We start from the raw sequence: 18,190 nt of genomic DNA, 5'->3' as shown, positions 1-18,190 counted from the left end.
CGGGGCGTTGCCGCCCCGCCGGTGATCAGAAATGCATATTGGCGGTGAGCAGGAAGGTCCGCGGCTCGCCCGGGTGATAACGGTAGCCGCTCTTGTTAATCGAGGCGACGTAGTCGGTATCAAACAGGTTATAGACGTTCAGCTGCAGGTCGAAATTACGGTTAATGCGGTAACCGACTTTAGCATCGGCCACCCAGTAGCCTTCGGTATAGGAAGGCGTGCCGACCGCACCGTCGCTGCCGCGATGCATGCTGCCGACGTATCGTGCGCCGGCGCCGACGGCGATCGCATCGGTGGCCTGGTACTGGCTCCAGAGGGTAAACGCGTGCTCTGGCGTATACGGCAGCGCGCTGGTGCCATCCTGGGCGGTGTTCGCGCCTTCACGAACGCTGGCATGCTGTTGGGTATAGCCGCCAATTACCTGCCAGTCAGGGGTGATGTTACCGGCCAGCGAAATCTCATAGCCTTCAACGCGCTTCTTACCGTACTGCGAATAGCTGCCGTCATCGTTCTGCTCGACTTCGTTTTCAATATCGGTGCGAAAGAGGGCGGCGGTCAGCAGCAGGTGTTTATCCATCAGCTCCCACTTGGTGCCGAGCTCGCTGGTTTTGGCCTTCTGCGGTTTAAAGTCGGTTCGGTTGGCGCTGCTGCCGGTGCCGCTTTGCGCGAGGGTAAAGTTGCTGCCTCCCGGCGGCTGCTGGGAAACGGCGTAGTTGACGTAGAGGTTGCCGTTATCGGTCAGGTGGTACAGCGCGCCGGCCTTCCAGTTCACCAGATTACCGCTGGTTGAGGTATCGACGGTGGTGACGGGAGTATTTTTCGCGACCCCGGCCGGGCAGGCGATGGCACCGCGTCCGGTACCGCCGCACAGGCTGGCGCTATCATATTTGGTCTGGTAATTGTCCAGACGGATCCCGCCGTTAAGTTCGAAGTCCTGGGAAATTTGCAGGGTATCGAAAGCATAGATGCCGAAGGTATCCGTTTGTCCGTTGGCGTTGGCGCCGCTGCGGTTCAGGCCGCCGATGGAGATGTCGCTGTTCGGATGGTAAATATTCACCGCCGGAGGCGTGAGCGGATATACCCCGTAGTTGGTCTGGGTTTCACGGGTGAACTCCACGCCGGTGCTGACGTCATGTCCGATAGCGCCGGTGTAGAACTTCGATGTCAGGTTAGTCTGGTTGGTCAGGATCTTGTTGCTGGTGTCTTTGGTATTCGCCAGGCGCGACCAGGTCCAGGTGCCCACATCGTTGGGGTTTGGCTGGGTAATGTTTGACGCTCCGCCCATCACCGCGGTCATCAGATAATCTTGCTTCACGCGAGACCAGCGGGTGGTATTGCGGATCGTCGTCGTGTCGCTCAGGTCGTGCTCGAAACGCATCGTCACAGTATCGGTCGTGGAATCATCGTAGTCGGAGTCGGTGCCGTAGAAGTTGCTGGTGGCGACCTTGCCGGAGTGATTCAGCGCCGAGGTGCCGGCGTTGGGAGCAGAATAGCCCGGCAGCCCGATGGTAGGGATGCCGCCGTCGGGGGTGTTGTGCTGGGTCACGTGCAGATAGTTAAGGTAAAGGCGGTTCTCGGTGCCGAGACCAAATGCCGCTGATGGCGCGACGCCGTAACGCTCGTTTTTCACCTTGTCCCGGCCCGCGTCGTGGGTTTTCTCGCCCATCAGATTCAGACGCACCGCGCTGGTTTCGCCAATGGCCTGGTTAATATCCAGCGTGCCGCGTCGGAACCAGGCGCTGCCAGCGCTGGCGGAGGCGTCGATACCGGAATCGAGGCGCGGCTGTTTGCTGATCATATTGATCGAGCCGGTCGGCGCGCTGCGCCCATAGTCGGAGCCTGAAGGTCCCTTGATGACTTCGACCTGTTCGGTATTAAACGTATCGCGGCTGACGCTGCCAATATCGCGGATACCGTCGACGTAAATGCTGTTGGAGGTGTCCGCACCGCGCATGTAAATGGCGTCGCCGGTGGTCGAGTTGCCGTTTTCACCAGCAAAGAAAGCGCCGACGCCGGGAACGTTTTTCAGCGCGTCGGTGAGGTTAGTGACCCCCTGATCCTTCATCACCTGCTCTGAAACCACGGTAACCGTTCGCGTGGTGTCGGCGATCGGCCGAGAAAATTTTGGATCGGCGGAGCGGGTCGGCGCGTAAAGCGATGGCGTCTGCGCTTCGACCACCAGCGTTTCTCCACTATTATTTTCAGTGCTATCCGCTGCAAGTAGCTGGCCGGTCGGATAAAGACTCAGACATAAGCCAGTGAAGAGAGTGAGCGAGTTAAAACTGCTGAACGGCAAATTGTTATTTTTTTCCATTTCAATAAGTGACTTATCGTTTTAATTAGGCCATAACGACCGCAGACGAAGCGTTGCTTCGCCCCGACCACTGCAGGTGTTTTTTACAAAAGCAATGATTTTGATAATGATTGTGATAATCATTATCAAAAACGAACGAATTTTTATCACTCATTTATAAAAAAATAAATACATTTATTTACATTGACTGCAATTTTTCTACATAAAGCGTACGGGGGAGCTTAAAGCGGGGAAACGGAAATCAGCAGCCCGGCATGGGCAACGGAGAGATTGCCGGCCGGGAAGTAGGCTTAGCGGGCGTCCGGACGAATAAGATCAAAACGCAGGCTTTCGTCGATGCCGTAATAGGCGCTTGGTCCTCCGGCGCGCAGGATCGGCTGGGCTTTGGCGGTCTGGTAAATTCCGTCATCCAACAGCGATTCATCGATGTGCACCGCCACCACTTCGCCCAGCACCAGCCAGGTGTCAACCGCTTGCCCTTCGGCGGTGTTTAACTGGATGCATTGCGAGAGACGACACTCGAAGTTTACCGGGCTTTCGGCGACCCGCGGCGCGCTGACGATGCGGCTGGGAGCGGCAGTCAGCCCGGCGCGGATGAATTCATCTTCGTTATGGGGGAGGGTGGCGGAGGTTTCGTTCATCGCGACCGCCAGAGGGCGGGTGGCCAGATTCCAGACGAACTCTTTTGTCTCAACAATATTCTGCACGCTATCTTTCCAGCCGCTGCTGGCAAAACCAATAATGGGCGGCCGATAGTTAAAGCAGTTGAAAAAACTGTAGGGGGCGAGGTTACGCTGGCCGCTGTTATCAACGGAAGCTATCCAGCCGATGGGCCGCGGCCCGATAATAGCGTTCAGCGGGTCGTGAGGCAGCCCGTGTCCGTGCGAAGGTTGGTAGAAGTACATACGACACCCGTGACAAAAAAAGAGATATCCAGACTCACTTATTTACCGCGCCGCCGTCAACGGGTATCTTACGCGGCTGTTCAAAGGAGATTGCCATGAAAGCCCAGAAACCGGGGTTACACCCGCGTAACCGTCACCAACAACGCTACGACCTGCCCGCGCTGTGCCAGGCCCACCCTGAGCTACAGGGCTTTATCACCCTTAACCCGGTGGGTGAGCAGACCATCGACTTCGCCAATCCGCTGGCGGTGAAGGCGCTGAATAAAGCGCTGCTGGTGCACTTCTACGCGGTGAAACACTGGGATATACCAGATGGCTTTCTCTGCCCGCCAGTGCCGGGCAGAGCGGATTACATCCATCATCTCGCCGATCTGCTGGCGCTGGATAGCGGGACCATCCCGGCCAACGCCAGCATTCTCGATATTGGCGTTGGCGCAAACTGCATCTATCCGCTCATCGGCGTGCACGAGTACGGCTGGCGCTTCACCGGCAGCGAAGTGAACGCCGAGGCGTTCGCCAGCGCCCAGGCTATCGTCAACGGTAACCCAGGCCTCGCTCGCCAGATCCGTCTGCGCCGTCAAAAAGACGCCAAAGCGATTCTGAGCGGCATTATTCATAAAAATGAGACCTACGACGCGACCCTGTGTAACCCGCCGTTCCATGATTCTGCCGCCAGCGCGCAGGCGGGCGGTGAGCGTAAACGTCGCAACCTGGGGCTGGGCGAGGAGAGCGTGCTGAACTTTGGCGGCCAGCAGCAGGAGCTGTGGTGCGAAGGGGGCGAGGTCGCTTTTATTACGCAGATGATTAAGGAAAGCCAGCAGTTTGGCCGTCAGGTGAAATGGTTTACCTCGCTGGTTTCTCGCGGCGACAATCTGCCGCCGCTCTACCGTGCGCTGACCGACGTCGGTGCGGTGAAAGTGGTGAAAAAAGAGATGGCCCAGGGGAATAAGCAGAGCCGCTTTATCGCCTGGACCTTTATGGACGAAGCCAAACGCCGTCGGCCTTTATAACGTCGGCTCGGTGGGAGCCGGCGGTCCCACCGGCGCTGGCATCGGCAGGACCTGGTAAGTTTGTACCGGCGCCCGCACGCCCGCGAGGTCAAAGTGTCGTTTTACCTGAGTATCAAGGGCGAAACGGACCGTCCACTGCTTCAGCGGCAGAGTAGTAAAGGTAACGCGAAGGGTGAAAGCGGTGTTGCTTAAGCCCACCAGCCCGGCGAAAGAGGGCTCGCCAATGATCAGCCCGCGGATTTCTTCCTGCGCCATCACTTCCGCGACCGCGTCTTTCAGCGCCTGGTTGGCCTTATCCAGATCTTCTTGCCGGTCAACATCATAGTTGGCCACCACCGAGCCGATACCGCGCACGAAGTTGGCGAAGGTGGTTATCGAAGACCATGGAATAATATGATAGGCGCCGGTATCCTGGCGTACGCCGACGGAACGAATCGACATGCGCTCCACCGTTCCGGTTAACGGCCCAATCGTCACGAGGTCGCCGGTGTTCATGCCGTTCTCAAACTGGATAAAAATCCCGGTAATAATGTCTTTGACCAGGGTTTGCGCGCCGAACGAAATCGCCAGGCCCAGCGCGCCTGCGCCGGCCAGCAGCGGGGCAATATTCACGCCCACTTCCGAAAGCAGGATCATGATAGTAATGGTGCTAATGACCACCGCCAGCGCGTTGCGAAACAGCGTCAACAGCGTTCGGGCGCGGGCGCTGGGTAGCGGGCGGCCGTGAATATCCGATGCCAGCCGGTTCTCAATCAGGCTGGCGAGCAGCGTCCAGCCAATCGCCGAGAAGAAGAGGATCAGCGCGATACGAATCAGCACATCCACCGCTTTTTGCCCGCTGCCGTTATGCATCCACTGCCAAAAATCGAACAGGCCCCACGCGCTGAGCAGCAGCATAATCGCCACGCAGACCGTTAATATCCGCGCAGCTTTCAGCGAGGCGGAGATCCAGCCGTTAAGCCGTTTTTGCAGTTCAGGATAGTTGCGCTGAGTTTCCGGCGACAGGGTGATGGTTTTCGCAATCCAGCGCGACAGAATACCGGAGACCAGCGCGGCGGCGCCGATGATGGCCAGGCTTCGCAGCGTCGCGCCCATCATAAATTTCAGGCTATTGCCGGGGTCGAACAGCGAGAAGAAAAACAGCACGATAAAATAGGCGCAGGCCAGCCAGTGCCAGATCAGCGCAAAGGCGCGGATAAACAGGCTAAAGAAGGCCAGCGAGCGGTCGGCGAGATGGATGAGTCCCTGGGTAATCAATTTCTTATTGTGAAATATCAGATACAGCGCCCAGAGCGTAATGCACAGCATAATCATCACGTTGGCCAGCGCGCCAAACTGTACGTTGACCTGGTTGGAGATAATTGGCACCGCGACGATGAGCCCGTAGCCAATCAGGCTGCTCAGCGCGCTGAGGCGCAGGTTCCAGTATTTCGCCGCTTCATCGCTGAGGTTGAATGGCCGTAGCTCCGGGATGCGCGGGCAGAAAATAAGCCGCAGAATGGCCTTGAAAAATTCAATCAGCGCGAAGGCGTTGAGAAACAGGCTTTGCTGGAAGGCGATAGTGGGATTATTACCGTTCAGGCGATCGCTTAAAAGCTGGCCCACGAAGAGGGTGAGCGCCAGCAGAAGCAGGTCGAAAATAAACGCGCCGGCGATGGTTGCAGGTAGCTGAAGCCAGTTGCTGCGGTCGCGGTTTTTATGCCGTCCCCAGTGACCCATCTTGCGATATAACGGCAGGGCCGCCAGGCGTACCAGCCACCAGAACGCAAAGACCAGGCCCGCCAGCAGCAGGAAATGCCAGGCGGCGCTGGTGAAGGTTTGAGAATTAAACGCTTTGTGCGGAGAACCGGTGATGTTGCGCCACAGCTGGGAAAAACGTGACGAGAGCTGTTCACCGTATTCGCGGCTGATCTGGGTGACGTTCTCCAGTACCGTGGTCTCGTCTTTTATTTCCGGCGGCGTCAGCTTCGGTGTGCTGTCCGGCGGCGGCGTGGCGGCGGCTTTCCGCAGCTGATCGATAAGCTCTTGACGGGCATCGGCGTTTTCAAGCACGTCGGCCAGCGCGCCGTAGGCCGCTTTCTTCTGCGCCAGATCGGGTTCACTACTGCTGGACTGGTCCGCTGTGCTTGCCGGAACGCCGGGCAGCGTCGCGGCCCAGAGCGGAGCAGTGAAGAGTAGGGCAAGCAGTAACAAAATCCGCGACACAGGCACCTCCATTGCATCTCAAACCAATAAGTATAGAAGGTGAGATCCGCAGAGCGAGGTTGGGATGATTCTGGAAAGCGGCTCCCCCGTGAAGGGAGAGCCGGGGGGATATGTTTTACCAGCTGTATCGGACGTTGAGGCTGCCGTTAAGGTCATCGTAATGATTGCTGCCTTTCTGACCCGTCATCATTCCTGTTACGCTCCACTGATTATGGAGATTCACCTCAATTCCCGCTTTGAGTTCGGCGCGATTTGCCGGTAAATCCATCTGAACGTCAGCATGATTAAATGCAACGGAGATATCATCGTTGGTATGCAACCAGTTGACTTCCGCAAAGGGTTGAATGACAGAGGTGCGATTTTTATATAGCTTGCCATCCACGCGTAGACCGAGGCGGGAGGCCCAGCTACTGCTGCTTTGCCCATCAATACGCGTTCTTCCCTTGTCGACAACGGTATCAGCAGAATAATTCTGCCAGATGATTTGCGCCTGTGGCGTCAGGCTCATCTGATGCCCTCCTTTCAGGGGAACGTCGTATCGATATCCCGCTTCCAGCGAGGCCGTATGGGTGTGGGAATCATAGTCCGTTGAGCCGATACCCCCGTTTTTCACTGTGTTACTATACATCCCGTACTGGTACCAGCTGTCAATGTATAGCCCTCGGTGCGTTTGGGAATCGGCAAACCAGGTCGAGTAAATGCCTACGTTGTACCCGGAAACGTTGCCGCTGGCTGACAGTTGACTGCCATCCATACCTCGATTACCGGTACTGTCAGTGTCGGCATTGATATAGCTGCCCATAATGCCTGTGACCAGGCTTTGTTCACCGTTATCCCAGGCGAGTATGTCCCCGCCTATCTGGATTTGAGAGTAGTTGTTGTTAATATCAACGTTGCCGCTAACGGCCTGGGAATCGGCACGTCCAGCTTTAAACCGCATCCACATATTGCCATTAGCGGTTCGAAGCTGACTGCCTTCGCGATCGTAAAGCGTTTGCATTTGCAAGTTGCGTACCATCCACTGATTACCAAGATATGCCCCTATATCAGCGCGATATTGATGCGAACCTGATGGGGTGGTATCGCCATGGTTACCCTCATCTGGTTTCACCGGGTCGACGTTGCCGTCATTGCCCTCATCAGGCTTAACCGGGTCGACGTTGCCGTTGTTGCCGTCATCAGGCTTAACCGGGTCGACGTTGCCGCTGTTGCCGTCATCAGGTTTAGGATCTACAGGTGCGTTTGATTGCGAGCGTAGATACCAGTCTCCGGTATCCTTGTACAAACGGTATTCATACAAGCCAATTTGGACCTGATTTCCCTGGGTGAAGACACCGTTTGAATTTCCTGAAATGTCAATTAATTCAATACCTTTATTCGTCAATTCACCCTTGCCATCCACGTTAGTGATATAGACGGTAGAATTACCGTTTGAATCACCGGAGATCGTCAGTTTATCGGTTAACGAGTTATCGCCACCTAACCGGGTATTGAAAAAGAGGTTGCCGTTATTGCCGGTATAGTCGCCATTGATGGTCAGGTTGTTGCCAACCTCTCCGCTTTTGCTCATGGCAAGATTGCCGCTATTAAAGACGTTACCATTAACAATGCCGCTACCGCCGAAACGAGCTGCTGATGCGATGTTAATTTTTTGCTTACTTCCAGCGGAGCCAATTATTCCGCTGTTTTCCAGCCATAAGGTGCCCTCTTTAACGTGAGTATCACCGCTGTAGGTATTGGCCGCGGAGAGAATCAACGTACCGTCGCCCAGTTTAGTCAGTGATTTCCCATCCCAGCCGCTGCTATTGGTTGAGGCTAGCGTATTTGTGACATCATCGAGATGATTATTTACTGTAAATTCGCCGTTCGCTGCACTTAGCGTAAAGGTTCCGTGCGCATCGGTTGCGGCATTGTGTTTATCTGCATACCAGGAAAGTGCAGTGACTAACTCATATTGCGCTTTATTGTCAGGATTAATTCGTCCATCTAGGGTTAAAAAGTCGGTTTCTTTCGCATCTATTCCGGCAACGGTGAAATTATTGAAGTCTCCGTTGATTTCATTTTCTGCGCTAATAAGCGTAAAGGTGTACGGCGTGGTTATTAAAGAATTATTAATGTTACCGATGCCACTAATATTCAACGCCCCATTAAGGCTGCTGTAGCTTGTGGCGATAACGGGTTCATCAACGCTGCGATCCAATTTTATGTTGAGTACGCTGCTGTCGGTGAGCATTAATTTCTCGGCATAAAGAGAACCAGAAGCGGTATTGAGATTAATGACACCAGCGTTAGTAAGATTACCGATCGCGGAATCGCCGTGAACATTCCAGAGGCTGGTTTTGTCCAGGTCGACCGTGACATTGCTGTTTCCGGCCTGAATAGCACCGCTCAGGGTACTGTCATTTTTGGCGCGGAATATAACGTTATTCCAGTTGTTCTCATTAACCGTCAGCAGATTTGCAGCACTGACGTTTTGCAGATTATCAACGGTAATATCTGCGGCACCTGCATTGACATAAAATGCACTCCCGTCCTTTGCTGTGGCGGTAACGCTGCCGCCGGTGATATTTAGCGAATTGACCTCATCGTCGTAATAAGCATATGACGAATCCAGATAATAGGCCGCGCTATCGCCAGTTATCTGGCTATTCGTTAATGATGCCGATGCCGAATTCCAGCTTTTGTCCAGTAATACACCAGATGCTCTATTACTGAACACATTTAGATCATCACCCGTAAGTGTTCCTTTGTCACTGATTCTGAGTCCATGGGCATATTTTCCCTGAGTTTCTATCGATATCTGTTTTAATTCAACATCTGAATGGTAAACATCGATTCCGTTAGCATTATTTCCAATGGTTTTAATGCTTCCGCCCGTTACCGTAATATGACTGCCTTCCCGGGAGTATATTCCGGCAGCAATAGAACCTGAGGTCAATATATCGACATCATTAAGTAATATTTTGGCAAAATATGCATAGGTTGCATGAGCCTCGTTACCTGAGGTTTCCAGATGAGAATTATTTATGGTGGTTTGGCTTGTATTGTCAGCTTCTAATCCATAAGCAAATTCACCGTGAGTCAGTACGTCAATATTATCCAGATAAACATTCGCATTATCCAACGCAATTCCATAGCCATGATCGCCAGACGTGGTCACTTTACTGTTTACTAAGTGAATATCACCACTGTTGGTAAACAGTCCCAAAGCGTTATCACCTTTAGTTGATATATTGACATTGCTGAGTTGCAAAAGAATATTGCTGCTGTTTCTGACGCCATCAGAGTAGTTTCCGCTAGTCTGTATGCTGCTATCACTCATGACGATATTTCCACGTGAGAATAATCCATAAGACCACTCACCCGAGGTAGATATTGTGACGCTGTTCAGGTCGATTGGGCTATCCACATCCCCAGAATAGATACCATTAGCATAATCACCTGTTGTTGTAATACTGCCACCTGTAGTATTGATAGAGCCATTGAAGCTTGCTGACAAGCCGTCAGAATTGTTACCCAAGGTTAAAATCGTCACGTCTTTCAGCGTAACTACACTGTTGTTATAGGATGTCACTCCATGTGAATATATTCCTGCAGTGGCTACGCTACCGCCTGTCATTGTAACATGAGCGCCATTGTTGGCTGATAGCGCAGTACTCCAGTCACCTGCCGATGAAACAGATACGTTATCGAGGTCAATGATGCTTTCTGATGAAGATGCAAGGACGCTGGTTGCTGAATATCCTTCAGTGATGATACTGCCGTCCGTCAGCGCAATTTTTCCACCATCATAGGCAATCAGACCGCCAGCCCGGTCCCCTGCTGTCGTAATCGTGACATCATTGAGGGTGGCTATGCTGTTAACATCAGAAGTAGATACTGCAAACGAATTTTCACCTTGGGTAGCGATTGAACCGCCGTTGAGGGATATCTGGGCTCCTGAAACTGCGGTCACCGCCGATGAGCTATTGCCCGCGGTGAGTATTGACCAACCCTGATTATCAAGCGTTAGGCTACTATTGGCTCCGTCAATGTATATGCCATTAGTTTGCGAACCTGCGGTCCTGATCGTGACGACACCCTCGTCACTGATAACAATTTCCTCATTACCCCAACCCCATGCTGAGATTGCAGTTGCTCCTCTGCTATTGGGGTCGTGGTTGCTGGAAAGATAGGTTCCGCTTAATTTATATTCACCAGAATTATAAGTTGTAAAAGTGCGGTCTTCTGCCAGGGCGACGCCAGACACGCATAAAAATGATGCCGCCAGAACGTTGATTCGGGTATGGCTGAGAAGGCGTCCATTACTGCTGGCAAATTCCGGCGCGACGACAAACATATTACGTGTAGCGCTCCAGACGATATTAAAGCTTCGGTTCATAGTTCATCATTCCCTAATAAACGGTGCGGCTAAGAAAAGCTGTTTAGCTATAGAAGCATGATATTTTTACTTTTTATTGTGAAATGATTTTGTTTTTGATGCTCATCACAAAAAGAATATGAATGCTTTTGCGTCATGCTGAACTAAAGAGGGGGGAGTCGGTGGAGAATGCAGGAGCGAAAAGTTTATAAAGTGATAATTATTGGCGAAGAGCACACTTCATATATCCACGGTGTAGATAATAGCTATTCAATGACTCTTGGTGTGGATGAGTTTAATAACTCCGGGTTATTATATTTAATAAGAATAATATCAGTTGATCCCTTGCACGTTTGTCTTTCTTAACAGGAGAGGAGACTTTCTCAACGCAGTGATTCTGGAAAGCGGCTCTCCCGCGAAGGGAGAGCCGGGGGGCATCAGGCTACGTGCTGCAAAAACTCGCGCAGGCGCGGGCTGGGCGGGTTATTCACCAGCATCTGCGGATCGCCATCTTCCGCAATGCGCCCTTTATCGATAAAAATCAGGCGCGACGCCACTTTTTCGGCGAAGCCGATTTCGTGGGTAACGATAACCATGGTCATGCCTTCTTCGGCCAGATCCTGCATCACTTTCAGCACTTCATGACGCAGTTCAGGGTCAAGCGCGGAAGTTGGCTCATCAAACAGCATCATTTTGGGTTTAACCGCCAGCGCCCGGGCAATGGCCACGCGCTGCTGCTGTCCGCCTGAAAGCTCAGAAGGGTAGTGGTGCGCACGTTCCGCGAGGCCCACTTTCGCCAGCAGGTCTTTCGCCAGTTTTTCCGCCGCCGCTTTATTGGCGCCGCGAACGCGCAGCGGGCCGAACATCACGTTTTCCAGCGCCGTCAGGTGCGGGAACAGATAAAACTGCTGGAACACCATACCGGCTTCCTGGCGAATCAGCCGCTCGTCAACCTTCGGGTCGTTGACCTTCAGACCGTCGACGATCAGATCGCCGCTGGTAATCTCTTCAAGTTTGTTAATACAGCGCAGCAGGGTCGATTTACCGGAGCCGGACGGCCCGATAATCACCACGACTTCGCCCTGGTTGATCTTCAGATCGATATCATGCAGCACCTTGGTTGGACCAAAGTGCTTGGAAACGTTTTTAAATTCAATCACAGGATTTTCATCCTTCTTTCAAGACGACGCAGAACAAAGCTCAGCACCAGGGTGATGATCAGATAGATAACCGCAACGGCGCTCCAGATCTCCAGCGCGCGGAAGTTACCGGCAATAATTTCCTGGCCCTGGCGGGTCAGTTCGGCCACGCCGATGACGATAAACAGCGAAGTATCTTTGATGCTGATAATCCACTGGTTGCCCAACGGCGGCAGCATACGGCGCAGCGCCAGCGGCAGGATCACGTAGCGAATGGTTTCCCGACGAGAGAGGCCCAGCGCGAGGCCGGCTTCGCGAAAGCCTTTATGGATCGACAGCACCGCGCCGCGGGTGATTTCCGCAATATAGGCGCCGGAGTTGATCATAATGGTGACCACCGCCGCGGAGAACGGGTCGATACGCAAATCGCTAAACGCCATGGGTAGAGCGAAGTAGATGAACATCACCTGCACCACAATCGGGGTGCCGCGGATGATTTCGATAAAGACCAGCGCGATGTGGTTGGCAATCCAGCCGCCGAAACAGCGGGCAAAACCGGCCACCAGACCGATTATCAAACCGCCGACCAGGCCGAGGACCGAAATCCACAGCGTCATTTTGGCGCCTTCCAGCAAAATAGGAATGGCGGGCCAGATGGCACTCCAGTCAAACTGCATAATGTGTTCCTGTTACCGTCTCGAAAACAGAGGAATACCCTCTGAGAAAACTATTCAGGCCTGCTGAGGGGGTAGCCCGGAGTGCTCCAGGTCTACCAGACCACAGCTGGCCTGGAAGAGATAATCGCTAATTATTATTTGGGTTCAGTACCGAACCATTTTTTATAAATTTCGTTGTAGGTGCCGTTCTCACGCAGCGTTTTCAGTGCGCCGTTCACTTTTTCACGTAGCTCATCGCTGCCTTTCGGGAAAGCGATACCGTAGTTTTGCGCTTCCAGCGATTCGCCTACCGCTTTGAACTTGCCGTTGCCCGCAGTTTTGATGAAGTAAAGGATGTTTGGCGTATCGTGGAGGACCGCATCGGCACGACCGGTGCCCAGTTCCATATAGGCGTTATCGATGTTCGGGAACTGGCGCAGATCTTTAGTTTTGATATTCGCTTTTGCGTAATCGACGGAACCGGTGCCGCCTTTCACAGCAACCACTTTACCGTTCAGATCCTTGACATCCTTAATATCATTGTTATTGGCGTTGACCATGACCAGTAGGCCACTTTTGTAGTAGCCGTCTGAGAAGTCGATGGCTTTTTTACGCTCGTCGGTAATGGTGATTCCCGCCAACGCGAGATCGATGTTTTTGGTTTGCAGCGCCGGAATAATGCCGCTGAAGTCCATTGGCTTCAGGGTGTAATCGAGCTTAAGCTCTTTTGCAATCGCTGCCCACAGGTCAACGTCGAAACCAACATACTTATCGCCCTGCTTAAATTCGAACGGAACAAACGCCGTATCGGTCGCAACAACCAGTGTTTTATCAGCGGCGTGAGAAGAAACCGCAAAAGCCAGGGTCAGTGCAGCCAGTGAAACTTTAAATACAGACTTCATAGCATTTCCTTTTTTATCCACGGGACGATCCCCTGCGAGAACAAGTTGCCTTATGAAAATATCATGCCAGTTTTACAACCTGTTGTTTTATAACAACCAGGATGAATCCTGTTGCACAATTTTGATAACGGACAACATTAAATGCACCAATATGGGGCGTTACTTTGGTGCATCATAAGAGCATCGCATAACACGAGCATTTTTAGCGCAAACCCTGATGTTAAAACAATCTCGGCGTAACGATTGTGTGAGGTGATTATTACAATTGATTTACTTTTGCACGTATTTTGAACATTCTCATGCACTGAGGTGGTGCGTGGCGGGGGGGTAAAAAAAAGCCGCCAGCGTGGCTGACGGCAATTGGCGTTACTCGATATTGGCTTCGATGAACCACAGGAATTTATCCAGGTCGCGGGAGGCGGCGGTGAAGATATCAGCGGTGTCTTCATCTTTCGCTTCGTCGATGGCTTTACGCACATCGTTAGCGACGATGGCATAGCGGTCGGCCAGCTCTTTCAGATGGTCCTGGACGCTATGGATATCTAGCGGGTAGCTTTTCAGCGGGCTTTTGCTATTGATGACCTGAGTGGTACCCAGCGCTACGCCACCAAGCTGTACGGCACGTTCTGCCATCGTATCAAGGTGGTCGACGAGCGCAGTGCGGAAGCCGTCCAGCATCTCATGAACGGCAATAAAGTTTGCACCGCGCATATTCCAGTGAGCCTGTTTGGTAATCAAAGACAGGTCAATGAACTGGATCACCTGGCGATTCAGCAGCTCAACGGTCGCTTTCTTCGCGCTATCAGCGACGTCGTTACGGGTATAGAGCAGATTCGTTGCTTTAGTTTTAACCAGTTTTGCGGTACTCATAGTGTCATATCCTCTTGATATTTGTACTCGTCATACTTCAGATTCGAATTATTCGGAGCGTCTCATCCCAATAACTTGCGGAATTAAGTATAGCAACGGATTTGAGCTTTGCAGCGGCGGTAGTCTCTATCGGTCTGATAGCGCAGGGCTGTTAGTCAGAAAAAATAGTTTATAAATTAAGGAGATGATTAATTTTCTCGTCAATCAGCTCCTTTCCGCTAGCTGATGTCGACCTTCTGTATCTTCGTTTCCCGACGCATTGTCAGCGTGGATCCCATCGAGGCAAGAATAATCGCCCCCAGCGCCAGCGTTTGGGTCGCGGTTAGCGTTTCGCCAAGAAACACCATTCCGGAAAGTGCGGCGAGAGCCGGCTCCATGCTCATCAGGGTGCCAAAGGTCTTGCTGGGCATGCGGGTCAAGGCAACCATTTCCAGAGAGTAGGGTAGCGCGGTTGATAAAATGGCGATCCCGAGCCCCGGTAGCAGCAGTCCCCACTGAAATAGCGTATCGCTGGCCTGAATCATCCCCATCGGCACAAAGACCACCGCGGCGATTAGCGACCCCATGGCAACCGTTGCCGGGCCATGCTCTTCTCCGGCGCGCTGGCCGGTCAGAATGTAAACCGCCCAGCAGGCGCCCGCGCCGAGCGCCAGCAGCGCGCCAACGGGATCGATCTGCGCCACGCTTTGTCCCAGCGGCAGCAGGAACCATAGCCCGAGCACCGCCAGCGCCACCCAGACGAAGTCGAGGGGACGGCGGGATCCAAACAGCGCTACCGCCAGCGGCCCGGTAAACTCCAGCGCGACGGCGACGCCGAGCGGAATGCGTTGAATCGATAAATAGAACAGGTAGTTCATCGCGCCAAGCGACAGGCCGTAGAAGAGCAGCGGCAGACGCTGCTCAGGGGCAAAGCGCAGGCGCCAGGGTTTGAAGATGACCACCAGGATTAAGGTACCGAGCGCCAGGCGCAGGGCGGTAACGCCTGGGGCGCCGACTAGCGGGAAGAGAGATTTGGCCAGCGAGGCGCCGCTCTGGATGGAAATCATGGCGATTAAAATAACCAGTATCGGCAACCATGCCGGTACCTTACGAGACGAGCCGGGCATCCTTTCTCCTGTCAATTTTGTCAAATGCGGTAAAGGTTCCAGTGTAATTGAATTACCCCGCCCCGGTTGAGCTAATGTTGAAAAAAAGGGTCTTAAAAGCAGTACAATAGGGCAGGGTGCGAAGATAATTTCACCAGCAGATTAGGAATAATCTGGATACACGTCTGGCGATTTATGAGCCTTAATAGGAGTATATTTGTAAAAAAGGTTTGTTTTCCAGTTTGTTATAGAAACGTAGAAACCTTTGGTTACATGAAAAAGTACGTTAGACAATGTAAAGTGAAAAGAGTTTCCCAAAAGTTTTTGTTATATTTAAAGCTTAGGACTTATTAGAAACACATTTGAGGTGGTTATGAATAAAATTGCACGTTTTTCAGCACTGGCCGTTGTTCTGGCTGCATCCGTAGGTACCACTGCTTTCGCTGCGACTTCTACCGTTACCGGTGGCTACGCGCAGAGCGACATGCAGGGTGAAGCGAACAAAGCAGGCGGTTTCAACCTTAAGTACCGCTACGAGCAAGACAACAACCCGCTGGGTGTTATCGGTTCTTTCACCTACACCGAAAAAGATCGTTCTGAATCTGGCGTTTACAAAAAAGGCCAGTACTACGGCATCACCGCAGGTCCGGCTTACCGTCTGAACGACTGGGCTAGCATCTACGGCGTAGTAGGTGTTGGTTACGGTAAATTCCAGGACAACAGCTATCCGAACAAATCTGACATGAGCGACTACGGTTTCTCTTACGGTGCTGGTCTGCAGTTCAACCCGATCGAAAACGTTGCCCTGGACTTCTCCTACGAGCAGTCTCGCATTCGTAACGTTGACGTTGGCACCTGGATTGCTGGCGTAGGTTACCGCTTCTAATCACTTCGGTGATATAAAAAATCCGCCTCATGGGGCGGATTTTTTTTGCCTGCTGTTTATGCGTCTACGTTAATTGATAGTGAATGCGTCGGTACCCAAATGGGTATAGTCCACTTTCTTCAGCTGGAAGTTGGTGATGTAGGTTGGGCCGGCCTTTTGTTCAGAGATGAAACGATAGCGCGGGGCAATCTCCTGAGCGCTGATGCCGGTCCACTGGGAAAAGAAGCTGAGGAAGTCGTTGGCGGAGCGCCGCGCTTTAATGACCTTATGCGCTTTATCATCGCTGGAGAGCACCATAAACGGTACCTGGAAATTCTGCTGATACTTATCGTCGTGCGCCAGGTACTGTACCTCTTTCCCGCGCTCTTTAAATGCCAGACCGTGATCGGAAAAATAGGTCATCGAGAAGGTTTCGCCAGAATTTTGTAGCTGAGTATAAAGATTGCTCAGCAGCGTGTCGGTTTGCGTCATGGTGTAGAGATAGCAGGAAGTCTCTTTCGACTGAACAAAAACCGTGTATTTCCCTTTGGTGCGATCGCAGGCCTGCGGATGTGAGCCCATTAAATGCAGGACAATCAGCTGCGGCTGGGTACGGCGGGTGGCCAGCACCTGTGCGGTCAGCGTTAAGAGCTGCTCATCCTGGGTATTTTTATTAGCCTCGAAATCGCCGTTCTTGAGGAACTGAACTTCATCCGCGCGTTTGGCAATACTGGCAATCGCCGTATCGTATTCGCCAATTTGCCCCTGATTCGAGAACCACCATGTCTGAAAACCGGCGCGGTTGGCGAGGGTCACAAAGTTATCCTGAAACTGCGGCTTATTGTCGACCACCCGGTTGAGGGTTAAACCGAGCGACTTCTGCGTTGAACCGCTGGCGGCAACGTAGTCATTGAACAGATAGCCTTTTACTGAACTGGCGAACGGGGTGTTGTCCCAGTGGCCGCCAAAGGCGCCGAGCGCATCGCGACGGGCGCTCTCGCCAATCACCACCACATACAGATGATACTTCGGCTTCACCGCCAGTACATGCCAGCTATCTTTCATATTGGCGAGCTGCGCCATTCGCGCCTGCTCATCCAGCACTTCATTATTATTCACCACCACATCTTTAACGAAGCGGACGGCGGGATAGCCGGTATCGATAACCTTAAAGACGCCGCCCCAGGCGAGGTTTTGCACCGGCTGGAGAAAGAAAATCGCGGTGCAGAACAGCAGCCCCAGCGTATCCATTTTCCCCCAGCGCGCCGACGTCTCCGGCTTGCGGCGTACGGCAATGACGCCGAGCGCAAAGATAAACACGGCCAGCAGATAGTTGTACCACGGGAAAATAGTCAGGATCTCGGTGGACTCTTCGAGGTTGGTGGCATGCAGCGCCAGCAGCGTATTGAAGTTGGGCGCGCCGTAGGCCTGGCCAAAAGGGTAGTACATGGCCGCCAGCAGCGAATAGACGCCGACCAGCACTTTTTGCGCGCGCGGAAAGCTGCGCCACAGAAGATGCAGCACGCAGGTAAAAGCAACGGTATAGAGCAGGCTAAAGTCGTAGCCCAGCGCCAGGTTAATAAACAGCGATTGTAAAAAATAGAATCCTGTCCATGGGTTCAGTACCAGTCCGCGGGCGACCAGCGTTTCTTTCAGCGTGACATTCATAGTAAACAATCAAAAAAGAGCCATGTGCGTCCCCTGGCATCAAGGGGTAAAACCTGCTGGACAGTGCGTGAAGAGGGTATCTGCGAGCCGCAGTAGTGGCAGGGCTGACAAAAGATAGGGCTTGCAAATGTTAAGGTCAACTATCCATAACGGATTGTTTTGGGAGAAAGCTTACAAAACTTGAAAAAAGTTGCTGAAGCGCTGAGTAATC

12 protein-coding genes are annotated in these 18,190 nt (G+C 52.7%); 2 read left to right on the top strand and 10 right to left on the bottom strand.

Annotation, left to right across the window (positions count from 1 at the left end):
* Nucleotides 1-25 precede the first annotated feature (25 nt).
* Both K7H21_RS19060 and K7H21_RS19055 read right to left on the bottom strand, forming a co-directional pair.
* Nucleotides 26-2,314, bottom strand: a complete 2,289-nt coding sequence (locus K7H21_RS19060; RefSeq protein WP_223035288.1) for a catecholate siderophore receptor Fiu — start codon at nt 2,312-2,314, stop codon at nt 26-28.
* Nucleotides 2,315-2,604: 290 nt separating this feature from the next.
* Complete coding sequence (locus tag K7H21_RS19055) at nt 2,605-3,219, bottom strand: flavin reductase family protein (protein ID WP_004130736.1); 615 nt, start codon at nt 3,217-3,219, stop codon at nt 2,605-2,607.
* A gap of 95 nt (nt 3,220-3,314) precedes the next feature.
* Between K7H21_RS19055 and rlmF the strand changes: the two genes are divergently transcribed.
* Nucleotides 3,315-4,229, top strand: coding sequence for a 23S rRNA (adenine(1618)-N(6))-methyltransferase RlmF (gene rlmF, locus K7H21_RS19050; RefSeq protein ID WP_170100685.1), 915 nt, complete (start codon nt 3,315-3,317; stop codon nt 4,227-4,229).
* Here rlmF and ybiO read toward each other — a convergent pair.
* From ybiO to rhtA, 7 genes are all read right to left on the bottom strand, one after another.
* Nucleotides 4,224-6,446 (bottom strand): mechanosensitive channel protein, encoded by a 2,223-nt coding sequence (gene ybiO / locus K7H21_RS19045; RefSeq protein ID WP_004130741.1) that lies wholly within the window; start codon nt 6,444-6,446, stop codon nt 4,224-4,226. The two genes, rlmF and ybiO, sit on opposite strands and share 6 nt — an antisense overlap.
* A gap of 103 nt (nt 6,447-6,549) precedes the next feature.
* Complete coding sequence (locus K7H21_RS19040) at nt 6,550-10,815, bottom strand: autotransporter outer membrane beta-barrel domain-containing protein (RefSeq protein ID WP_223035287.1); 4,266 nt, start codon at nt 10,813-10,815, stop codon at nt 6,550-6,552.
* Between the two features lie 416 nt (nt 10,816-11,231).
* Nucleotides 11,232-11,954, bottom strand: coding sequence for a glutamine ABC transporter ATP-binding protein GlnQ (glnQ, locus tag K7H21_RS19035; protein ID WP_004130746.1), 723 nt, complete (start codon nt 11,952-11,954; stop codon nt 11,232-11,234).
* Nucleotides 11,951-12,610, bottom strand: coding sequence for a glutamine ABC transporter permease GlnP (gene glnP / locus K7H21_RS19030; RefSeq protein ID WP_004100490.1), 660 nt, complete (start codon nt 12,608-12,610; stop codon nt 11,951-11,953). Before glnP ends, glnQ begins: the two co-directional genes overlap by 4 nt.
* Nucleotides 12,611-12,744: 134 nt before the next feature.
* Complete coding sequence (gene glnH / locus K7H21_RS19025) at nt 12,745-13,491, bottom strand: glutamine ABC transporter substrate-binding protein GlnH (protein WP_004130748.1); 747 nt, start codon at nt 13,489-13,491, stop codon at nt 12,745-12,747.
* Nucleotides 13,492-13,857: 366 nt separating this feature from the next.
* Nucleotides 13,858-14,361, bottom strand: a complete 504-nt coding sequence (gene dps, locus K7H21_RS19020) for a DNA starvation/stationary phase protection protein Dps (RefSeq protein WP_004130751.1) — start codon at nt 14,359-14,361, stop codon at nt 13,858-13,860.
* A 218-nt stretch (nt 14,362-14,579) separates the two neighbouring features.
* Complete coding sequence (gene rhtA / locus K7H21_RS19015) at nt 14,580-15,467, bottom strand: threonine/homoserine exporter RhtA (RefSeq protein ID WP_087830032.1); 888 nt, start codon at nt 15,465-15,467, stop codon at nt 14,580-14,582.
* Between the two features lie 352 nt (nt 15,468-15,819).
* Here rhtA and ompX point away from each other — a divergent pair, with 352 nt between their 5' ends.
* Nucleotides 15,820-16,332 carry an outer membrane protein OmpX gene (gene ompX, locus K7H21_RS19010; protein ID WP_004130755.1) on the top strand — a complete coding sequence of 171 codons (513 nt, stop codon included), beginning with the start codon at nt 15,820-15,822 and terminating at the stop codon, nt 16,330-16,332.
* Between the two features lie 69 nt (nt 16,333-16,401).
* Here the strand turns inward: ompX and K7H21_RS19005 are convergent, their stop codons facing one another.
* On the bottom strand, nt 16,402-17,979 hold the full coding sequence (locus K7H21_RS19005; protein ID WP_004130758.1) for a phosphoethanolamine transferase: 1,578 nt from the start codon (nt 17,977-17,979) through the stop codon (nt 16,402-16,404).
* Nucleotides 17,980-18,190 lie beyond the last annotated feature (211 nt).

This window comes from Klebsiella sp. CTHL.F3a (genome assembly GCF_019890895.1).
Taxonomy (GTDB): domain Bacteria; phylum Pseudomonadota; class Gammaproteobacteria; order Enterobacterales; family Enterobacteriaceae; genus Klebsiella; species Klebsiella grimontii.
Note: the sequence above shows the minus strand (reverse complement) of the source record. Positions and strands in the feature narration are given on the sequence as shown.